Consider the following 21517-nt stretch of genomic DNA (forward strand, 5'->3'; position numbering starts at 1 on the left):
ATGAGCACCCCGGCCTTTCCTATTCCTGTTACCGGTAAAAGTAACGGTGTTCCCATATTTCCTGTGTTATCGGGTTTCCCGGTGTTGCGGCGATAACACAATAACCGGAAAACAATTATTTTGCCTGTAAAACTCCCACAGTTTTCAGAGCAGAATGGTTTGGTCCCGGAAGCATAGTAGTTCTGCTTGCCAATAACTTTTTCCCGCTTATTTTTCAAAAATATCAGCTTTACATACTAAGAGAGATTTTAACGCCTTGTCCTGCTATCGGAATATCACGGGGGTAATTGACCTTTTCCCGGATTCCCTTTAAATCGAATAATCCCAATTATCAATATCGGAAAATAAGGATGAATAATTGTTTAAATACAAGATTCAATGCTGTATTTGTAATGCTTTCAAAAATAATTGTTAAACTTTCGAAATGTGATAGTATTACTATTATTTTTGCCCCCATTGTAATTTAGCGGATTATAATTATGGAGAGTATTTTAGGGAATATCCGGTTGCGGATCAATGAGAAATTGTATCTCAAAGATCCGGAAACATCGGTACTGGGCAAGAAGATTTTGGAACATAGCATTTTGTTAATAGATAAAATGGGCTTTGAATCTTTTACTTTTAAGAAATTAGGGAAATCTATCGGCTCCAATGAGAGTTCGGTATATCGCTATTTTGAAAACAAGCACAAATTATTGCTTTACCTGTCTTCCTGGTACTGGTCGTGGGTGGAGTGTCGTATGGCTTTGGCCACCCTGAATATCGAAGACCCCCTGAAACGGCTACATTTAGCTATCAGGGAAGTAACGGGAGAAGTGGAGGACGATGATAAAACAACCTTTATCCGGGAATCGGTATTAAACAGGATAATTATAGCCGAGTTTACCAAGACATTCCTGACCAAAGAAGTGGATGAAGAGAATAGGCAGGGCTTTTTCCTGGTGTACAAAAGTGTTATCAACAGGCTGGCAGCACTGATTGCGGATGTGAATCCGGAATACCCGTATATAAAAAGCCTTGCTTCTTCTATTGTAGAAGGAGCATTGCACCAGCATTATCTGAAAGATCACTTTACGACGATCACGGATTTTTGTAAAAGAGAAAACGATATAACCACGTTTTACATAGAAAATATAAATAAAACATTACTATGACACCAATTCAGCGATTTCGCAATATGTTGCGTATCGATAAAAAAGACATTTACCAAATTATCCTGTATTCCATCCTGGCCGGGATTATAAGTTTATCCCTTCCGCTGGGTATCCAGTCCATCGTGAATTTTCTCCAGGCAGGTAAAGTGAGTACTTCGTGGGTGGTATTGGTGATCATAGTGGTCGTAGGAGTAGCTATGGTAGGTGTTTTCCGGATTATGCAGTACAGGATTACGGAAAACCTGCAGCAGAAGATATTTGTGCGATCTTCTTTTGAGTTCGCATATCGTTTTCCTAAGATCAAATTCAACAAGTTGTATCCTTATTCTCCACCCGAACTGGCAAACCGTTTTTTCGATACGCTTACCGTACAAAAGGGATTTTCCAAACTGTTGCTGGATATTTCCGGGGCGGCGCTGCAAATACTTTTTGGGATTTTGTTGTTATCGCTATATCATCCTTTTTTTATTTTCTTCGGGATTTTACTGATAGTCCTTTTGTACCTGATCTTCCGGCTTAACTTCTATCCCGGACTTTCCACAAGTCTGGAAGAGTCCAACTATAAATATAAGGTGGCGCATTGGTTGCAGGAGATTGCGCGAAATCACCTGAGTTTTAAAAATAATAAACTATTTGATTTTGCCCTGCACAAAAATGACAGGCTGGTAAACAGCTATCTCGATCAAAGGGAGAACCATTTTAGCGTACTTAGAAAGCAGTTTGTCCAGTTGACCGGATTTAAAGTACTTATAACCGCCGGGTTACTGATTATAGGAGGAATTCTGGTGCTCAACCAACAAATGAACATCGGGCAGTTCGTTGCGGCGGAGATCATTATTTTAACTATTATTACAGCGGTAGAAAAACTTTTTTCCGGCATCGAACTGTTTTACGATGTGCTTACCTCCCTGGAAAAGATAGGTAAAGTGGTAGATATGGATCTGGAGTCCGGTTCCGGTTCCGGTTCGGAGAATGGCAGTTACCTTCTGGATTCCGATACCATGTGTATCGAAACTGACAAACTCTCCTATAAATTCCCGGATTCCGATAATTTTATCCTGCAAAATGTCTCCCTTATCATAAACCAGGGCGACCGGATTCTGATAGACGGGGCAAACGGGGCAGGCAAAACTACCCTGATACGTCTGTTGAGCCGGGTTATAGAGCCAACCGGGGGAACCATTTTTATAAACAATACCAATTACAGTAAGTATGCTATAGACGATTATCGTTCCAATATTGGAACCATAACTATCAATGACAATGTTTTTGAGGGAACAATACTGGAGAATATTACCTGTAAAAACCCGGGAATACCTATGCAGGAAATACACAATGTCATGGATAGTATGCAGCTTACAACGTATATAAAGTCCCTGCCCAACGGATTGGATACTATGGTCCATTCCGAAGGAAAGCAGCTGAGTTCTTCCGTAATCCAGAAAATATTGCTTGCAAGGTGTATTATTTCCGATCCTAAAATACTCTTTCTGGAAGAACCCCTGGAAAAGGTGGATGACCCGTCGGCAAAAGAAATTATCGATTATCTCACGGCAAAAGACAAGGCCTGGACATTGGTAATTATCTCCAAAAACGAGTACTGGAAACAGAAGTGTAACAAAAGATTCTTTCTGACCGAAGGAACATTAAAAGCATAATACGCATGTTGAATATTTCAGATAATCGTATCGACAAGTTCGTGGATATGTCCAAATACACTTCCGCAAAGATTTTTGCGGACAACAAGCACTATAGAATTATAAGAAAAGTGGTTTGGGGCGTGGCTATTGTTATTCTGCTTGTGTTGTTCCTGCCCTGGACACAGAACATTAAGGGGTCGGGCTATGTTACAACGCTCAGGCCGGAACAGCGTCCGCAAACGATACATGCGGTTATAGGCGGCCGAATAGAAAAGTGGTATGTACAGGAAGGAGATTATGTGCAGAAGGGAGATACCATTATGTTTTTGTCCGAAATAAAGGACTCTTACTTTGACCCCAACCTCATTGCCAACACGGAAGACCAGGTAAAAGCCAAAGAAGGTGCCGTAGGATCTTATACTGAAAAGGTCAATGCTTTGACCAAACAGATAAAGGCCATAGAAAGAGAACAGGGACTGAAACTGAAACAGGCAGAGAACAAGCTGAAACAGAGTAGGCTAACGGTTGTCAGCGACAGTATAGACCTGGAAGCGGTGAAAACCCAGTTGAGTATAGCTGAAACCCAGTATGACAGGGCGTTTAACCTGAACGAGGAAGGATTAAAACCCATGACCTATGTAGAGGAGAAAAAGGTAAAGCTCCAGGAAATGCAGGCCAGAATAATAACCCAGGAAAATAAATACCTGACTAGTCAGAACGAATTGATCAATGCGGAAATGGAACTCACCAGGCTGAATGCGGCTTATGCCGAAAAACTGGCAAAGGCGCAGAGTGATATACAAACCGCACTCAGTACGCGTTTTGATACTGAGTCTCAGGTGAGCAAACTTCGGTCGCAGTACGCCGGCTATATGATCCGCAATGGTATGTATTACATTACTGCCCCTCAGAACGGGTATGTAAACCGCGCATTGCAGTCCGGTATCGGGGAAACCATAAAAGAAGGGGCTTCTGTAGTGAGTATTATGCCTGCAAGCTTTGATATTGCCGTGGAGACTTATATAGAGCCTTTGGATTATCCTTTGGTACACAAGGGGGGAAAGGTACGTATTTGGTTTGACGGCTGGCCTACTATCGTATTCAGCGGCTGGCCGGGGGTTTCCTACGGTACTTTCGGGGGAGTCATAGTAGCCAAGGAAAACTTTATCAGTGCCAACGGAAAATACCGCGTTCTCATCGCTCCGGATCCGGAAGAGAAAGGCTGGCCGGAAGAACTGAGTGTCGGTGCGGGGTCACAAACGCTGGCCCTGCTTGACAATGTGCCTATCTGGTTTGAAATGTGGCGTACTTTAAACGGGTTTCCCCCCAACTTTTATAACACTCCGGGATCGGAAGGGAGTACTAATGAGAAAAAGAAATAATCGCATATGTTTATTCAGATAGTTAGCAGGACATTTCGGGTTTTTTCCGGACTTTTCGTATTGCTCATGGTTTTCGGAACGGCCCGGGCCCAGGAATTATCCGATGAATTTACATATGAGGAGTTCCTGGCCTACGTTAAAAAGTATCATCCCATAGTACGGCAGGCCAACCTGGTACTTTCCGAGTCGCAGGCAAAGCTTCTGAAGGCCAGGGGGGCATTCGACCCCAAACTGGAAGCCGATTTTTCCAAAAAGAATTACGATGACAAGGCCTATTATTCCCTCTTTAACGGAAGCTTTAAAATACCTACCTGGTACGGTATAGAAATAAAGGCGGCTTTCGATAAAAACGATGGGATATACATGAACCCGGAAAACTATGTTCCGCAAGACGGGCTCACGTCCTTTGGTATTACGGTTCCGGTTGGACAGGGATTGTGGATAAACGATCGTATGGCAGAACTAAAGAAAGGCAAACTGTACGTAAAACTCAGCAATTACGAACGAACACTTGCCACTGTAGAAGCCATTTCCGAGGCATCCGTAGCTTATATGAACTGGAAACGGGATTATGAAAAGGTAAAGCTATATGAAGATTTTTACCGGAATGCCGTGGAAAGACAGGAATGGATCGTAAAATCTATTGTATTGGGCGAACTTCCGCCTATAGATAGTGTAGAGTCGGGAATTGTATTGAAAACCAGGAAGCTGGAATGGGAACAGGCCAGGCTGAAACTTACTAAAAGCCGCCTGACCCTGTCCAATTACCTGTGGACCGAAGATAATATTCCCCTGGAACTGTCTGAACAGATGATACCCCAGGAGGACCTGGAAGACCATATACTTGATGTACTGTCGCTGGACCCGCTTGCGGAAGAATTCGATATAGAGAACCATCCGAAGATCAACGCTCTGAATACCAAAATAAATATCCAGGAAGTGGATCGTAAGTTAAAAGCCAACAGTATGTTGCCAAAACTGAGCCTCAGTTATAATTATATCTCCGAGCCATCATATATAGACGGATTTCGTATGGAGGATTATAAAATAGGGGCATCCTTTTCCTTTCCTCTTTTCCTGAGAAAAGAGCGTGCGGAAGTACGATTGGCGGACATAAAACTTAAAAATTTCGAATTTGGGCTGCAATTTGAAAAAGAAGCGCTTCAAAATAAGATCAGGGCACAGTATAACGAACTGAATTCATATCGCCAACAGATCGTCATTAACGAGGACCTGGTAGGCGATTACCGGCAAATGCTCAACGGGGAAGTAAAACTTTTTGAGATGGGAGAGAGTTCTATTTTCTTTATTAACACTCGCGAAAATAACCTGGTAAAAGCCAGGGTATCCAATATAGACCTGAAAAACACCTACTTTCTTTCGGCTATAGGCCTGTATAAAACCCTTGCTGTTTCCGAAGAAGATTAAAGAATATTCCATACAAGAAACCGCTTAAATTGTTGGTTGTTAATTGAAAGTTTGACGGGGCACCGATCTCGTTGGCCGGTACACCCTCCCGGTGTTTACGTTGTTCTACTTAATAGTGTAATCTGCTTTGGCCATTGCCGGAAATACTACGGAGCCATTATTCAGGAAATTTGTCCTTGTGTAACTATTTGTAACCCGAAGGTATTCACCTCAAAACTATCCCGGATTTCCTTGTCTGAAGATTCTTCAGGACTATCTATGAGGCCATACTTTTCAGTCTTATTAAATACCCATTTTTTTTCGGCATTTTCCCGGAATAGAGACAGAGTGATATTCTCTTTTTATTCAAAATACCAGGATATTTCCTGGTATTTAAAAGAGGTAATTTAGTTAAAATATAACTTTATATAATGTATTTTAATAGTATGAATATAAGTTTTTTATTTACTTCATAATTTATTAATTCTCGTTTTGCGACTATGCTGTTTTCATACTTTTGAATGCAACTTTCCCATGTTTCCGGATATTTCTTTAGTACAAAAAACCGAAAGTCAACTATCCCGGGGCATCCCGATAACAGGACGGAGCATAAATATCGCTTAGTGAGTAAAAATCTCCTGCCTCCCCGCAACGGAAAAAGAAGGATCTTTTCTGGGATATGTATATAAAGCTTCGTAAATTAGGGGAGAGAAGATGAGCCGGAAATTACCCGCCAACCACTTTTGCATTTCCGGAAGCCCCGCTTCTTAAAAACACCGCATATGTCTTAATAGATTTACAGATCTAAGGGTCTTTGGAATCTGATTCCGGGGATAAACCTGTATTGCTTTTAAATATACTCTAATAAAAATTATGGCTACGCGAAGGGAATTTATAACAAAAACAACGCTGGCTTCGGCGGCACTGGCCACGACCCATTGGTCAGCAGGTCTGGCTGCCGTACCGGATAACAGAATACAAACAGTTTACAAACATAAAAAATGGAAAAGATGCGATATAAGTTTCCCACGAAGTCAGGATTGGGCGGTGTAGCCGCCGGAAACGGATTCAACGAAAATACCAATAATCAGATCACGGCAACCATGCAGGCGGCTTGGGACAACGGGGTGCGTTACTTTGATACGTCGCCCTGGTATGGCCTTGGTCTCAGTGAAAGAAGAATGGGGCATTTTCTCTTTGAAAAAAAGAGAGAAGATTTTATCCTGTCGACAAAGATAGGACGTATCCTGGAACCCGATCCCGGTTTTACCCCGAATGCGGATCTGCTATGGAAAGGCAGGTTGAATTTCAGGCATAGATACGATTATTCTGCTGCCGGGGTCCGCAAATCCGTAGAAGACAGCCTGCAACGTATGGGACTTTCTTCCATAGACATTGTTTTTGTTCATGATCTTTCACCGGATAACGGAGACTTTGGGGAAAACTGGACAGAACAATTTAAGATAGCAAGTAAAGGAGCCTTTCCCGAACTAACCCGGATGCGGGAAGAAGGTATCATCAAGGCCTGGGGTATGGGGGTCAATACTCCTGAGCCAATACTGAAATGCCTGGAAGTGGCAGACCCGGATGTGATGCTCGTAGCCATTCAATATTCCCTGGTAGAACACAAGAATGCGTTGGAACAGGTATTCCCGGCAATGGACAAGAAGAATGTTACAGCGGTTATTGGCGGCCCGTTGAATGCAGGCTTTCTGGCTAACAGGGAACGTTTTAATTACAGCGGGGAAATGCCAGGGGACATGGTAGCTAAAAGAAATAAGATCAATAACATTGTGAAAAATTACGATGTGGATCTCAGAACCGTAGCCCTCGGGTTCTGCGCATCTCACCCTACGGTAGGATCGGTAATACCGGGAGCCAGTACCACGGAGCAGGCTGCGGCCAATGCCCGGTCTCTATCCGTCGAGATCCCTTCCGACCTTTGGGCGGAATTAAAAGCAGCCAAACTCATAGAAGCAAATACCCCGGTTTGATCCGGGATAACCAGGTAAAAGAACGTTTATGAAAAAAATATGTGTTCCTGTAATCATCACAGCTATGCTTACAAATGCGGCAGCCCAGGAGGAATTTCACAGTGAAGCATTGCACCCGGTGGCTTCCTTCGACAAAAGTATGGCCATAGGTCTTAGTGTAACTTCCGGTAACCGCATTTTTGTAGCTTTTCCGAATTATGACGGCAACGGTAAATATACGCTTACCGAGGAGAAAGACGGGAGCGTAACAGCCTATCCCAATGAAGAGTGGAACATCCGTTCGGAGGAGAGGGATCATTTTCTCCGGGTGCAGGATTTATACGTGGATGCGGAAGATAATTTATGGGTACTGGATTCCAAACCTGCTTCCAAAGGGTCTATTTTCGGGGATTCGGGAGAAGATTCCGAAGGAAAATTCAAACTGGTGAAGATCTATACCGGTACCGATAAAGTAGAAAAGGTATATCTTTTCGAAGACCTGGACAAAACCGTTTCCGGTCTCAACGATGTACGGGTGGACACCGAAAAAAATCTGGCTTACCTGTCCGATCCCGGCCAGGCGGCTATAGTGGTACTGGATCTGGAAACCGGTAAAAGCAGGAGTGTGCTCAAAAAAACTTCGTATACTTCCGCAGATGATATCGTACTTACTTACAGGGGCCGGGAAATGAGGGATGCGGATGGCAAACCTTTTTCTTCACATGTGAACGGGATAGCATTGACCAAAGATTTCCGGTATTTCTACTTTAAGCCCATCAACAAAAAAAACCTGTACCGGATAGAGACCCGTTACCTGGCAGATTCTTCACTGGCCGTAAACGAACTGGAAAGTAAAGTCGAAGATATGGGCGAAGTGGGAATTACGCACGGACTGGTGGCCGATGCCAAAGGAAACATATTTTTTACCACTTCCGAAGATTACAGTATAACCTATATGAGTCCTGACGGAAAAATACACACCCTGGTAAAAGACTCCCGCCTGTTGTGGCCGGATTCCCTGGGAACAGGGTCCGATGGTTACCTGTATTTTACCTGCGCCCAGTTACAGCGCTTGCCGCAGTGGAACAACGGAGAGAACAGAACGGTTTATCCGTATACCGTGTATAAAGTAAAACTGCCTTAGATTTGTATAGTATTAATCCTTTGCGAAAAAAAATATGGAATTAGGTATCGGTATGTTTGGTGATCTGACCTACGATGAGAAAAACGGTCGGTTTCAACCGCCGGGGGAACGCCTGGCAGAGATGATAGAACAGGTGAAACTCGCAGACGAACTGGGACTGGATTGTTTTGTGCTCGGGGAGCACCACCGTCCGGATTACGCCGTTTCTTCTCCCGAAATCGTATTGTCTGCCTTGTCTGCGGTGACAAAAAACATAAAACTGGCCAGCGGAGTTACCGTATTGAGTTCGGCTGATCCGGTAAAGGTTTACCAGGATTTTACTACTGTGGACCTTTTGTCCGGTAGCAGGGCGGAAATTGTCGCCGGGCGTGGCAGTTTCACGGAGTCTTTTCCTTTATTCGGTTATGATCTGCAGGATTATAATGAATTATTTGAAGAAAAACTTCAATTGTTATTACATTTGAACAAAGAGGAAATTATCAATTGGGAAGGTAAATTCCGTGCCCCTTTGCGCAACCAGACCGTGTATCCGCGTCCCGAACAGAAGCTTCCGGTATGGATAGCCGTGGGAGGTACGCCGGAATCCGTTTACCGGGCTGCGAGGCTGGGATTGCCCGTTATCTTTGCAATCATCGGAGGAATGCCTAAGCAGTTTCTCCCGTTGGTCGATTTTTACAGAGAACAGTATAAAGAACACGGGCATGATGTAAATAAGATGCAGGTGGCAATTCATTCGCACAGTTTTGTAAGCGGGTCTGCCGAAGAACTTATCCGGAATTATTTCCCTTATTATGCCGCCCAGATGGACAGGATAGGAAAAACCAGGGGCTGGCCACCGTATACCCGGATGCAATTCCGGGGAGGAATGGAACCCGAAGGTGCTTTGTTCATGGGAGAGCCCAATCAGGTTGCAGATAAAATATTGCATACGATCGAGATGTTCGGGTTGACACGTTTTGTGGCCCATATAGATGTTGGAGGGCCTCAGCACAAAGACCTGATGAAAACTATAGAACTGTACGGAACCAAAGTAATTCCGCAGGTACGAAAAGCCCTTGAAAACATCTGAGAGGTGAATGAATAAACTGTAAAAACATCTGCTGAAAAAATCTAAACGAGTTTATAAACAGGGCAAAGGCATTAAAAAAACTATAATTGCAATGTTTAATGGTTTCAGGTTTAAAATTCCAGGTTACAAGTTGCAGGTTACAGGTTCCGTTGCCGGTTGTCGGTTTTCCGATCGCCGGTATTTATATTTTACCTCTAACCTGCCCCCTTTCCTGAGTTTATCGAAGGGCTCAGGGAGCTATAAATATGTAACCTGTAATCTGTAACAAAGAAATTATAGCTCTAACGCCATCCCGATATATCGGAACTCCTCAACCCCGAACCGCAACACTGTTACCGCTTACGGATTACCATTTACCGCTCCTCTTGTATATAATGCATTTACCCTGAGTTCATAAATTATTTGTGTATCCGTGGCAAAACAGTCTGAACGGCTTTGGATTTCAGACAATAACGGTTTATTTCTTACCTGTTTATATTCCTGCCAGTTTTTCCATTACCCTGGCAACCGCTTCCGCTCCCGGATCCGGTATACCTTTCAGCGACTTTTCAGACAGGTAAGAAGACCTGCCAAAATCCGTCCTGGTAATTTCCCTGGTTTTATCGGCACCTTCTCTTGCTTTTTGAGCAGCAGTGTTCAGGTCACCGTTTTCAACGAGCACGGTAAAAGCAGGTTGCAGGGCATCGATCATGGTTCGTTGTCCTTCCCGGGCTCCGCCGAATTCTTTCATTTTTTGCAATCCGCTGTTCAAGGCCTTTCCCGTGTGTTGTTCTTCTTTATATGCGTTTCCGGCACGGGTAAACAGGATAGAGAGGAGCACCCCGCTCGATCCCCCGGTTTCACGTGCCAGTATCCTCCCCAGGGTAGTCATCAGTTTTCCTTTATCGGCAAGGGGCAGTTGATCCTGTAATTCCAGAAGCTTGCGGGCCCCGCTGGCAAAAGTGGAACCTGCATCACCGTCGCCTACTTTTTCATCCAGGGCGTTGAGCTCTTTTTCCAGTACTATCAATTCTTCGGCAATGGTCTGTATCACTTTTTTAGCCCTTTTGTCTTCGGAAGGAGAGAAGGGCAGGGTTTTCGGAAGTTCCGGACCTGGTACGGAAGAAGTTTGTCCGAATTCACGCATAAACCAGGAAACCGGGGCTGCCTTTGCTCTTAAAGCCTGTGAAATTTCTGTGTCGAGTTCCAGGACAGACAGGGAAAAACCGTTCATGTTCAGAGAGGTCATGAATGGGGCGGGACCCACGAGATATTTAACCTGTTTTGCCAGTTCCGATTTCCGGAAAGCACAGAGCAAAATGTTCATTTCAACGGGGGTTACACTTCCCAGGTTATTGAACATCAATACATATTCCTTTTTCTCCCGGGGTAAGTATGCGGTCAGGCGTTCAATAGCCTTTTCCATCAGGGTATCGGCATCTCCCATTTTAATAGTTTCCACTCCCGGTTCTCCATGTATGCCCAGACCGAGTTCCGCTTCGGTCATCTGCAAACGCGATTTTTCCGGGTTCTGGAATTTCTGTCCTTCTTCCAGGGATAAACCGATGGAAAAGGTTTGTGTGGCTACTTTTCTGGCCATCCGGGCTACTTCTTCCAGCGATTTTCCGGATTCGGCCAGGGCACCTGCAGTTTTATGAACGAAAAGCGTACCAGCCAATCCTCGTTGCTCCACGTCCTGTCCGAGAGCGATATCGTCTCCAACGATTACTGTTTCCACTTTAAGTCCCAAAGCACGTGCCTGTTCGGCAGCCAGGCCAAAATTCAGTCGGTCACCGGTGTAGTTTTTTATGATAAGCAGGCAGCCCTTTTCGCCTGTTGTGGCTACGATAGCCGAAAGCACTGCATCTACCGGCGGAGAAGCAAAAATATCACCGCAAACAGCAGCAGTCAGCATTCCTTCTCCGACAAAACCGGCATGGGAAGGCTCGTGCCCCGATCCTCCTCCGGATATTACAGAGACCTTATTTTTATCTGTGTTTTTACGAAGTACTACTCTTACTTCCGGAAATGTATCCAGTTTGGTAAGGCTTGGGTCTGTAAGCAGACCTTCTATCCCCTCGTCAACCACTTTGTGGGGATTATTGATGAAAAATTTCATAAATGTCCTGGTTTTTTCTTAAAGATAATAAAAAGGATAGAGATGCCTGTTGGTCTCTTGCTGGCGGGGATAACAATAACCGGATAATTCCTACTGATAGGGAACAACCGCAGGTTTTCCGACCTGAAAGTCCGGAAGCATAAAGTCGTCATTGCTGATGGAATTGGTTTTTATAACATTATATCCCTGTCCGGGGATAGAAGGATAATAAGCCAGGGAGAACCGGAAGTTATTAAATACCAGGTAATCATTGTTGATCAATAGTCCGATGCCGATCTTGGAGTAGACAGTATTATTAAACAGGCTGTTTTTTTCGTCCCCTATAAATCCCATACTCACGTTAAAAAAAGGATTGAGGCGGAAACCGGCAACGTTCCATGGCGAATATGCCTGTAACTGATAGGTAAGAGTGAGTTTTTTGGTACCGAAAAGGGTCTCGCTGTCAAACCCGGAAATACCGTTTTCTTCATTAATGTCCACCCGGTCCGTGATAATTCCCATTCTCCTGTCCCCGAGAACCAGAACGGGCTGAGCAAAATGTCTCAGGTACCAGTTTCCTAAAGGTTTGATATTACTGAAATACAGACCATCCAGACGCAATACACTTTGTAGCCGCCTGTTCCGGTAATAAAACGAACCGATCTCCGCATTGACATTGAAGTATCCCCATTTGTAGTAATTCCCGAAAGCATATTTTCCCCCGAGGTAAAACTGCTTGCTGTGATTTTTGCTCCGGGTACCGAAGGTAATTCCGTAAGTACGGCCGATGGGGATGTCTTCTACAATGTTATAATTAAACAGGAATTTGTCCTGTACGAATTTCCTGGAGGATATCCCCACACTGGCCAGGAGCAATTTTTCATCCGAGAAGTATCCTACGGAATCGTATAGGATGGATGGCACTTCTTTATAATTACGGTTGAGATAGCGCAGCGTAGTAATGAGCCGGGTTGTCCGGTTTTCTTCGGTTTCACCTTTAAGTATCCCGAAAGAATATCCGCCCCATATGTCCTGGGTTTCCGATTTCATGTTTTGCATGGCATATATGCCCTGTGTGTCGGGCAGGGAATCACGTACGAGGTTTTCCTCTATGTAAATACCTCCTGCCCATCTGGTGTAAGCCGAGAAAAAATCCCGGTTCAGTCCGAAACTTTTCCGTACGTTTTCTCCTTTCCATATTTCGTAATTCAGTTGCGCCTGTACATAGGTGTTCAGAATGTTCGGTATGGTATACCGGCCGAGATAAGAGGTTTCCCCGGTGTTGAGCCTTTTCTCAAATTCATTGCGGAATTCATGTCCGAGACCGAGAAAATTTCGTTCGGTAAGTTCAAAAGAAGTCCTGGATGAGGAGGCAGAGCCGCTCGGGGTAAGACTCCAGGAATCCAGAACACGGATCTGCAGGTCTACAGCATCGGGATTACCGGGTACATCTACCGGTATGATAATCACCTGCCGTACAAAGCGCTGACGCCTTATCAAACGTTCCGATTCTGCGATAAACAGGGAGTCCAGTTGTTGACCGCGTTTAAAAAGCAACAGGTTTTTAATGGTTGTCTCTTTGGTTTTGAGGTGGATACTGTTCCCAACCCGTTCTACCCATTTTTCCGGTTGTCGTATGGTGTCCTCTATGGAATAACCGAACGGATCGAGGGTGGTTATATGAATATTCCGGATAACTTTCTTGTTGTATGCAGAATAATCGACGGTCATTTCCGGGGCTTCCCCCAGGATCTTTTCCCGGTCACTCGATTTTTCTTTCTGGTCTACGGGACGGAATACGAGACGATGAAGGAAACGGGTAAAACCTCTTTTTCGGGAATAATCCTCAATATTCCGGTATATCTGTTTTCCCTTTTGGCCGGTGGAGTCCTGCTGTTGACGTACCGGAGAAATCTGAGCGACCAATGGCGTGGCTGTCACAAAAAAAACGAATGGTAAAATGAAACTTAAGAATTTCCCCGTCATGTGATAAATATCTGAGACGAAAAGTTAATAATTAAAACATAAGGAACTCTCATTTTTTGGTATGAACTTATAATACGAGATGCTGCAGTGGCCATATAATGTACACACTTCAATTTTAATAGGCTTTAAGAGGTAGGCAGCCCATAGGGGACTTTTTTTTACTCTACGGACAAAAAAATTATATTCCTTTGAACGTAAAAGGAGGAGCCTCTGCAAAGTTTGCGGAGGTTTCGCCGCTGTAGGTCTTAAAATTGTCCAGTTTAAGTACTTTGGTTTTCTGATTTGCCGAAAAATCAAATTCATTAAGGTTTACCCAAAAAGTATTAGGAGTCAGTACGGTTTCAAAATAATACACCTTATTTTTCTGATCCGCTACGGAGCGCCATCTCGTACTGGAAATGTTAGGCTCCTGCTCGGAAGAAATACCGAACGGAACGGAGCAATTGCGAATAACACTGAATACACTGGCTACGGCTATCCGGGTATTATCGGTTTTGGGAATAGCGTCGATATAGTACGATGCTCTAACAAACCGATCTGCGGCCCGGTTGGTCCCCGGTAGCATAGTAGTTCCGGGAATTTGTTTCCAATAATCGTTTATAGAAAGTTGCTGTTCAAATACGGGAGAGTTGGTCATCACGGTGTAAGTAGGATCATGATGAATTACCAGTTTTCCATTAAGGTACTCAAAAACAGCATTATCTCCCAGGGCATCGGAGACGGAGAGATGCAGTGTGGTGAATTTTGTACTGCCCGGTATGTAATCCGATACGATAACAAAGTCTTCTTTTTGGAGGCTTTGTACGGCTTCATTTACAGTTGCAAAATTATCCAGCACATATTGGGCCCATACGGATATGGATAATCCTTGTTTAGCCCCATTCGGATCGAACTTCGGATATTCCGATTCCACCAGCCAAAGTAAATTGGCAACGAGTCCCTTTTCATTCATGCCGTCTACCGTGGCCATATCCCATGCACTGGCAATCAGACTTCCGTACCGGGATGTCCAGTTTATGGACATGGGACCAACTTCTCCGGTACGTTTCATGCCACGCGGGAACATCCAGAGATTAGCGTCTATTTCATCTTTCCAGTCCATGGACCGGGCAGTAATAATGAGGTCGTCAGGACCTTTATAGACTACACGGGTACAGGCTTTTGAATGCTGATAGCAGGTGAGTGTTATCATTAAAAGCAGGCAAATAAAAACGGTACGACGGAGTTTCATAGTAATACGGATTAGCATAATAATATAATAAAAATACGTATTTATTTTGAGATTTTACTGCATACCCGGTATGTAATACCTTAAAATACCACCTGTGAAGATACCCGGATTCCATATGCCATGCCGATTATCTATGAAAATATATCTGTAATATGGAGAAAAGCCCTAATCATTTACCCCGATTTTTTCGGATACCTTTTTCATGGTATTAAAATCTTTACCTTCAAACAGCACCCAGTCAGCTTTGACATGTACCCCTGTAGTTTTGTCCTTTAGCTGTACAAACATCCGGTCCAGGTACATTTTACGTTGGTTAACGGTAACATACACCTTTGGTTTTCCGTTGCTGTCCAGGGTTAGGTAAAACGTTAATTTTTTGGATACTGCCAGGTACATTTTATAGAGGTCGGGTTCCAGGTAATCCGTAACTATACCGTATGCGAATTTCTTCTGCGCAAGATTCAGGGGTCTTTTAATCCCACCTTCGGTATACACTATACGATATGCTTCAACCGGGTTTTTCCTGTTAATGGATTTTCCTTCCATCCTGGCATCGTAAACATAAGTGTTATGGTTATTACTGTGTTGAATATAAAAGAGCCTCACAGGTGTTTTTTCCGGCACCGGGTAACCACTCTGAGCCGGAGAAAAAGTAAAAAAGAAGAGTGTAAAAACAGAACAGAAGAGTTTCATATATAAAGGCAAAGGTTCCTGTAGTGCTGTTTTACAAAGCATACCGTAATATCGTTAGATTAAATTCTCTTTATAACCGGATCAATTCCATAGCCAAAAGCAATCGCATTGCTGCTAAAACCTATGGCTTTAAGGTTCGTAATCTCATATTTTAAAAAACGGTACCGGGAAACAGCCATTTTTCATACTTTTCCCGATCCCGTTGTTTTTGATATCTATGACTTGTTAAGTCGGTTAGCTTTTCGGTTTAGAGTTCCAGGTCTGGCCAACCCTGGCGGTAATCGCGTTTTACGTATTGGTTGGCGGGTTCGAAATTCGTAACTCTTCTGTTGACACCGTCCCATTGCAGGGTAATTCCTCTTCCTGGATACGTTATTTTTCCCTCTACTTCTTCCCTGTGGTTAAAGCTTCGGATAGCCAGGTTACCCATCAGTATACTTTGTGTAAGAGGTACTGCATACCCTACGAACGGCGAATCTACTTCCTGCTTTCCGTAACCGGCAATACAAGCGTCTACCCACTGCTTGTAATGGCCGTTGGCCTGCCCGAGGATTCGTTTGTACTTTTGAGGAACATTGATTTCCTGGTTGCGGCTTGTGGGTAACAATTGTGCATCGTCTCCATATACACCACACATCATTTTTCCTTTCGTTCCTTCAAAAATAACACCGTTACCCAGATCGTTATGACCTCCCATTATTTCGTTAGGCCCTAATTCTTCAGGACGTTCGGGTTGAATACCTCCGTCCATCCAGTTCAATTTGATCTCTTCTCCTTTTTTACCTTCGTATTTGAAGTGTACGGAAGAAGAAAGCGGAGCGCTATCGGGGAAATATCCGGCTTTGAAGTTGTCTACATAAGGTGTGCTTACGCTACAGTTAACTTCCGTAGGGAAACCTAGTTCCAGTACTTTAAATACGGGCCCTACGATATGGCAGGCCATATCTCCGAGTGCTCCGGTACCGTAATCCCACCAACCTCGCCAGTTGAACGGCACAACCATATCCTGATATTCCCTGTAAGGTGCGGTTCCTAACCACAGGTCCCAGTCCAGTCCGGCAGGAACAGGAGGCTTCTCGTTGGGCCATTGTATACCTTGAGGCCATACGGGACGGTTGGTCCAGCAGTTGATAGTGTGGACATCTCCAATAAGTCCCGCTTCATACCATTCTTTCATGGTTCGTATTCCGTCGTTGGAAGAACCCTGGTCTCCCATCTGGGTAACTACCTTGTATTTTTTGGCAGCTTTCCCCATCATGTAAGCTTCGTGAATGTCATGAGTAAGCGGTTTTTGTACGTATACGTGCTTCCCCATTTTCATCGCGTGAAATGCAATGATGGCGTGCGTATGATCCGGAGTACCTACCGAAACGGCATCAAAATGTTTACTTTCCTTATCGTAAAGTTCCCTCCAGTCTTTGTAGTATTTGGCTTTTGGAAATAATTCTCTGTTTTGCTTGGCCTGACGATCATCCACGTCGCAAAGGAATGCTATTTCCGCATTGCCTCCCTCTGCAAATTTCCGGATATCGTCGCCACCTTTACCTCCGGCACCTACACCGGCGATCAGCAATTTGTCACTTGGAGCAATAAAACCGGGGCCGCCTAAAACGTGCCGGGGTACGATGTAAAAACCGGCAGCGGCAACAGAAGCACTTTTAATAAAGTTTCTTCTGGAATTTGAAGGTTTGGATGGGCTTTTGCCATTCTTTTCTTCCATAATTAAAACTGTTTTTGTTATTTGGGTTAAAACTTCTTACATGTTTTTCCGGACCCGAAGAGCGGACTTGTACTCCTGTATCCCAAACGGGTTTCTATTCCTTCCGTAGTCCGTAATTATGTTACTTGCTCTTCTATACCTTTTGATTTGCCGGAACGGCGCCTGATTTCCGGCTTAAATTACAAATAGTTTTAAATTTATTACTGTTTTTCAAGAAATTTAATATTAAGCTCATTAAAAATCCGGTATTTTTTTTACCGTTTTAAACTTCATTGTAATAAGCTCAAGATTTGCGATCAAAATGTACGGAATTGATTTGTTCCGATCGTGTCAAGATATGTGCAAATCGTCCCGATTTCGGGTAAAAACACAAATTTGAACCGTTTAGAAGAAAATATGAGATGAACAACGGCTTTTGTAAAGAACACTTCATATACTTTAGATTTCGATAAAATTTAAGCGGTAAACCCGCGATTTTTTTGTGCCCGGGCAGCATTAGCACGTTCATAATAGCTGTCACTGCTCTGGAAAATTTCTTTAAATTTTTCGTCAAAATTTAAAATTGTTAACTCTAAATACAATTATACCATGCAAAACAAAAGAAGTATGCGTAGAATACTATTTCTGTCTTTACTTATAGTTTGTCATTTATCCTATGCCCAATGGAAACCTGCCGGAAACAAAATAAAAACGGAATGGGCGGCAAAAGTAGATCCGGAGAATGTGCTGAACGAGTATCCGAGACCTATAATGGAACGCAAAGAATGGCAAAACCTTAACGGACTCTGGAATTACAGTATAACTCCCCGGGAGAAAGCACGTCCTGAAGAAAATCAGGGGAAAATACTTGTCCCTTTTGCCGTAGAATCCAGCCTGTCCGGGGTAATGAAAGAAGTGGGGGCATCTAATGTGCTTTGGTATAACAGGAATTTCAGCGTGCCTACTGCATGGAAAGAGAAGAACATTAAGCTAAATTTCGGAGCGGTAGACTGGCAGGCAGATATATGGTTGAATGATATTAAGATTGCTACACATACCGGTGGTTTCGAACCCTTTTCGATAGATATCACACCTTTCCTGGAAGAAAGCGGTGAGCAGGAACTGACGGTTCGTGTATGGGACCCTTCGGATGAAGGAACGCAGCCCAGGGGAAAACAGGTGAAAAAGCCGGAAGGAATCTGGTACACCCCGGTAACCGGTATCTGGCAGACCGTATGGTTGGAACCCGTTGCGGAAAAGCATATAAAAGATTTGAGGGTAGTTCCCGATATAGACCGTAATTTCGTAAAGTTTACTGCGGATATTTCCAATCCCGAATACGGAGATCTTGTGGAAGTAACCGTATTGGACGGGACTATGGAAGTGGCCAAAGTAAAGGCCTCGGCCAATGAAGCATTTGAAATTGTTATGGATAATCCCAAATTATGGTCGCCGGAATCCCCGTTTTTATACAAGACAACGGTAAAACTGATCGGTAAGAATAAAGGATTGACCGATGAGTTCAAAAGTTATTTTGCCATGCGTAAGATCTCTACGAAGCGGGATGAGAACGGGGTGGTCCGCATGCAGTTGAACAACAAGGATTACTTTCATTTCGGCCCGCTGGACCAGGGATGGTGGCCTGACGGACTCTATACCGCACCGACAGATGAGGCCCTGAAATACGATATTGTAAAGACAAAGGAAATGGGCTATAACATGATCCGCAAGCACGTAAAAGTAGAGCCCGCCCGTTGGTATACGCATTGCGATGAGCTGGGCATACTCGTATGGCAGGATATGCCTAACGGTGACAGGCAGAAAGACTGGCAGATGCGAAGCTATTACGAGGGCAATGAATACCGGAGAACAGCGAAGTCCGAAGAGATATACCGGAAAGAATGGAAGGGAATCATGGACTATCTCTATTCTTACCCGAGTATCGTAGTGTGGGTGCCGTTCAACGAGGCATGGGGACAGTTTAAGACCGAAGAAATTACGGAGTGGACCAAAAGCTACGACCCAAACAGATTAGTGAATTCCGCAAGTGGCGGGAATCACTTCCGGACAGGGGATATCCTCGACCTGCACAACTACCCGCAACCGGACCTGTTCCTTTACGACGCCAACAGGGTAACCGTACTGGGAGAATACGGGGGTATCGGATTGCCGATGAAAGGACACCTGTGGGACACCGACAACAACTGGGGATATGTACAGTTCAAAAATTCCAAAGAGGTTACGGACGAATACGTAAAATATGCCGAAAAACTTAAAAAGCTTGTTCCTGCCGGATTTTCCGGGGCAGTATATACCCAGACGACCGACGTGGAGGGAGAAGTGAACGGATTGATGACCTATGACCGGAAAGAAGATAAAATGGATGTTAAAAGGATACGAAAGGCAAACCAGGAAGTCATTAATATGTTGAAATGATTTAGATATCAGATGTGAGATTTTAGAGCTGTTTTTACAGGTCTTTAAGTATAACAAAAAAAGGAGGGAGAAAACGGAAATGTTCTGTTTTTTTCCTCCTTTTAGTATTGAACTCTTTATTGGAGTATATGAGGAAAATTGAATTTCGGTAATTCCTCGATTTGTTACCCCCAACCCTAAAGGGAGCATCCCGATGAATCCTAAAATCCGCATGTCTATAGTAAATCATTACCCCCCGTTTTGATTTTGGTGCTTTAAGGATTAAACGTTGCTTTTTTTGTAGGTTTCCGATATCTTTTTAAATGTTGGGGCATACTTCCCCTGTTAAAGTTTTTATACTTTCTCTGTGGAGGTCATTATTTTACGGAGCGTTTTTGTTTTTGCCAGCTAAGTTTTTAAGGGCATATTTCCATAAACCCTGAGGGATACTTGTCTGGAACGTTTTATCCATTTTGATGGCAGGAGGATAAACCTAAAAAGGAATTTTTTAACACGATAGCAAGGCTTTAGTGTTTTGTATTTGGAGGAAAAGCATTCCATGATATGATGGTAAAGGTTGCGGCAGATTGCTGTTAAATATAAAAAAACGGTATTCTTGCCCAAGGCGGAGAAAGGCATCCCGTCCCACCCGAAATCGTTCTTGAGGATATCAAACTGACGCTCCATGTTCCCCCTGTGATTGTAGAGCCGAACCAGTTCGGTGATATGGAGTTCAAGGTTATTGGTGAGTATGGCGCGGTATTGATAAGCATCCCCGGTAAAAGCATCGGTTTGTTTTGTAGGTTTGAACGACCGCTTGACCACCAGTCTGTATTGGACAGGTTTTTCCCCGGCCTTTTTGGCCTGTTGTTCGAATGGGGTCACTAAAACCTGTCCAATTTCCATAACGTTATTATTGGCATCCGATATGGTGTCCCAACTTTCTACTTTTTTGAAATATTTTTCCACATAACTGTTTTTACAGCCAATGTAAAAGTACCTTACCTTTTGTTGCACTAATTTCACAACATCATATTGATAGGAAGCAGCATCGGCCCTGAAGTGGTCAATTTTACGGTCTATATTAGCTTCCAACAAATGGAACAGGCGAGATAATGTATCCCACTGAAAGGACTTTGCGTCACTGTTCCCGTTCCTGTTTTCTATGTAAAGGACCTGGTTCTCATTAATGGTGCAGACCCCGGGTTGATACCCCGGGGCACGCTTATAGGTCATTTTACTATCCTTTTTTTTATTGAAAATGATGGTATTGTCATAATCCACCAGGAGTTCCTTTTGTTTAAAAACACCCAAATGTTTCAATACCTCCATGTTCAATTGCCCCAAGACCGAGTGGGTGCTGTATGTGTGAAGTACAGAACCTCTTTTGGTCTTACATTGGGCAGTGGGTTCGGATAAATTACCTATACGCCGTAGCATCGTGTCGGAACTAGGCATATTCAGGTAAGGATTGCCTTTGAAATGATGTTTAAGATGGGTTTGAAGATCCTCGATACAGTCGCCACCACATAAGTAAATGCTTAGCAATGAATACAAGACATCGCTCCAGGAATATTTGGATTGGGGCGCAAGCTCTGGCAGGTTATTATCCAATAATTTACCTATACCGGATGCCGAGAGATACTC

14 protein-coding genes are annotated in these 21517 nt (G+C 43.7%); 8 read left to right on the forward strand and 6 right to left on the reverse strand.

Features of this window, described 5'->3' with window-relative positions:
• The first annotated feature begins 479 nt into the window (after window positions 1-479).
• From ACVBDU_RS12600 to ACVBDU_RS12630, 7 genes are all read left to right on the forward strand, one after another.
• Window positions 480-1154 (forward strand): TetR/AcrR family transcriptional regulator, encoded by a 675-nt coding sequence (locus ACVBDU_RS12600; protein WP_447180113.1) that lies wholly within the window; start codon window positions 480-482, stop codon window positions 1152-1154.
• Window positions 1151-2812 (forward strand): peptidase domain-containing ABC transporter, encoded by a 1662-nt coding sequence (locus ACVBDU_RS12605; protein ID WP_447180114.1) that lies wholly within the window; start codon window positions 1151-1153, stop codon window positions 2810-2812. Before ACVBDU_RS12600 ends, ACVBDU_RS12605 begins: the two co-directional genes overlap by 4 nt.
• 5 nt (window positions 2813-2817) lie before the next feature.
• Complete coding sequence (locus ACVBDU_RS12610; RefSeq protein ID WP_447180115.1) at window positions 2818-4176, forward strand: HlyD family secretion protein; 1359 nt, start codon at window positions 2818-2820, stop codon at window positions 4174-4176.
• 6 nt (window positions 4177-4182) lie between these two features.
• Complete coding sequence (locus ACVBDU_RS12615) at window positions 4183-5604, forward strand: TolC family protein (protein WP_447180116.1); 1422 nt, start codon at window positions 4183-4185, stop codon at window positions 5602-5604.
• 989 nt (window positions 5605-6593) lie between these two features.
• On the forward strand, window positions 6594-7577 hold the full coding sequence (locus ACVBDU_RS12620; RefSeq protein WP_447180117.1) for an aldo/keto reductase: 984 nt from the start codon (window positions 6594-6596) through the stop codon (window positions 7575-7577).
• Window positions 7578-7605: 28 nt separating this feature from the next.
• Window positions 7606-8700: an L-dopachrome tautomerase-related protein gene (locus tag ACVBDU_RS12625; RefSeq protein ID WP_447180118.1), complete on the forward strand. Its 1095-nt coding sequence runs from the start codon at window positions 7606-7608 to the stop codon at window positions 8698-8700.
• A gap of 34 nt (window positions 8701-8734) precedes the next feature.
• Window positions 8735-9769 carry an LLM class flavin-dependent oxidoreductase gene (locus ACVBDU_RS12630; RefSeq protein ID WP_447180119.1) on the forward strand — a complete coding sequence of 345 codons (1035 nt, stop codon included), beginning with the start codon at window positions 8735-8737 and terminating at the stop codon, window positions 9767-9769.
• A gap of 472 nt (window positions 9770-10241) precedes the next feature.
• Here the strand turns inward: ACVBDU_RS12630 and ACVBDU_RS12635 are convergent, their stop codons facing one another.
• From ACVBDU_RS12635 to ACVBDU_RS12655, 5 genes are all read right to left on the reverse strand, one after another.
• Entirely contained in the window at window positions 10242-11867 is a 1626-nt protein-coding gene (locus ACVBDU_RS12635; RefSeq protein ID WP_447180120.1) for a dihydroxyacetone kinase subunit DhaK, read from the reverse strand.
• Window positions 11868-11957: 90 nt separating this feature from the next.
• Window positions 11958-13787, reverse strand: coding sequence for a BamA/TamA family outer membrane protein (locus ACVBDU_RS12640; RefSeq protein ID WP_447180121.1), 1830 nt, complete (start codon window positions 13785-13787; stop codon window positions 11958-11960).
• Window positions 13788-14010: 223 nt separating this feature from the next.
• Entirely contained in the window at window positions 14011-15024 is a 1014-nt protein-coding gene (locus ACVBDU_RS12645; protein WP_447180127.1) for a linear amide C-N hydrolase, read from the reverse strand.
• 204 nt (window positions 15025-15228) lie between these two features.
• Window positions 15229-15669: a DUF4833 domain-containing protein gene (locus ACVBDU_RS12650; RefSeq protein WP_447180122.1), complete on the reverse strand. Its 441-nt coding sequence runs from the start codon at window positions 15667-15669 to the stop codon at window positions 15229-15231.
• 334 nt (window positions 15670-16003) lie between these two features.
• Window positions 16004-17476, reverse strand: coding sequence for a Gfo/Idh/MocA family protein (locus ACVBDU_RS12655; protein ID WP_447180123.1), 1473 nt, complete (start codon window positions 17474-17476; stop codon window positions 16004-16006).
• Between the two features lie 606 nt (window positions 17477-18082).
• On the opposite strand from ACVBDU_RS12655, the gene ACVBDU_RS12660 reads away from it, so the two are divergent.
• The gene (locus ACVBDU_RS12660) at window positions 18083-19891 is read left to right on the forward strand and encodes a glycoside hydrolase family 2 protein (protein WP_447180124.1); all 1809 of its coding nucleotides are present in this window, start codon (window positions 18083-18085) and stop codon (window positions 19889-19891) included.
• 387 nt (window positions 19892-20278) lie between these two features.
• Here the strand turns inward: ACVBDU_RS12660 and ACVBDU_RS12665 are convergent.
• Window positions 20279-21517: IS1380 family transposase (locus ACVBDU_RS12665; protein WP_447178411.1), on the reverse strand; the 1239-nt coding region annotated here is incomplete at its 5' end.

It is taken from the genome of Sinomicrobium endophyticum (genome assembly GCF_052983315.1).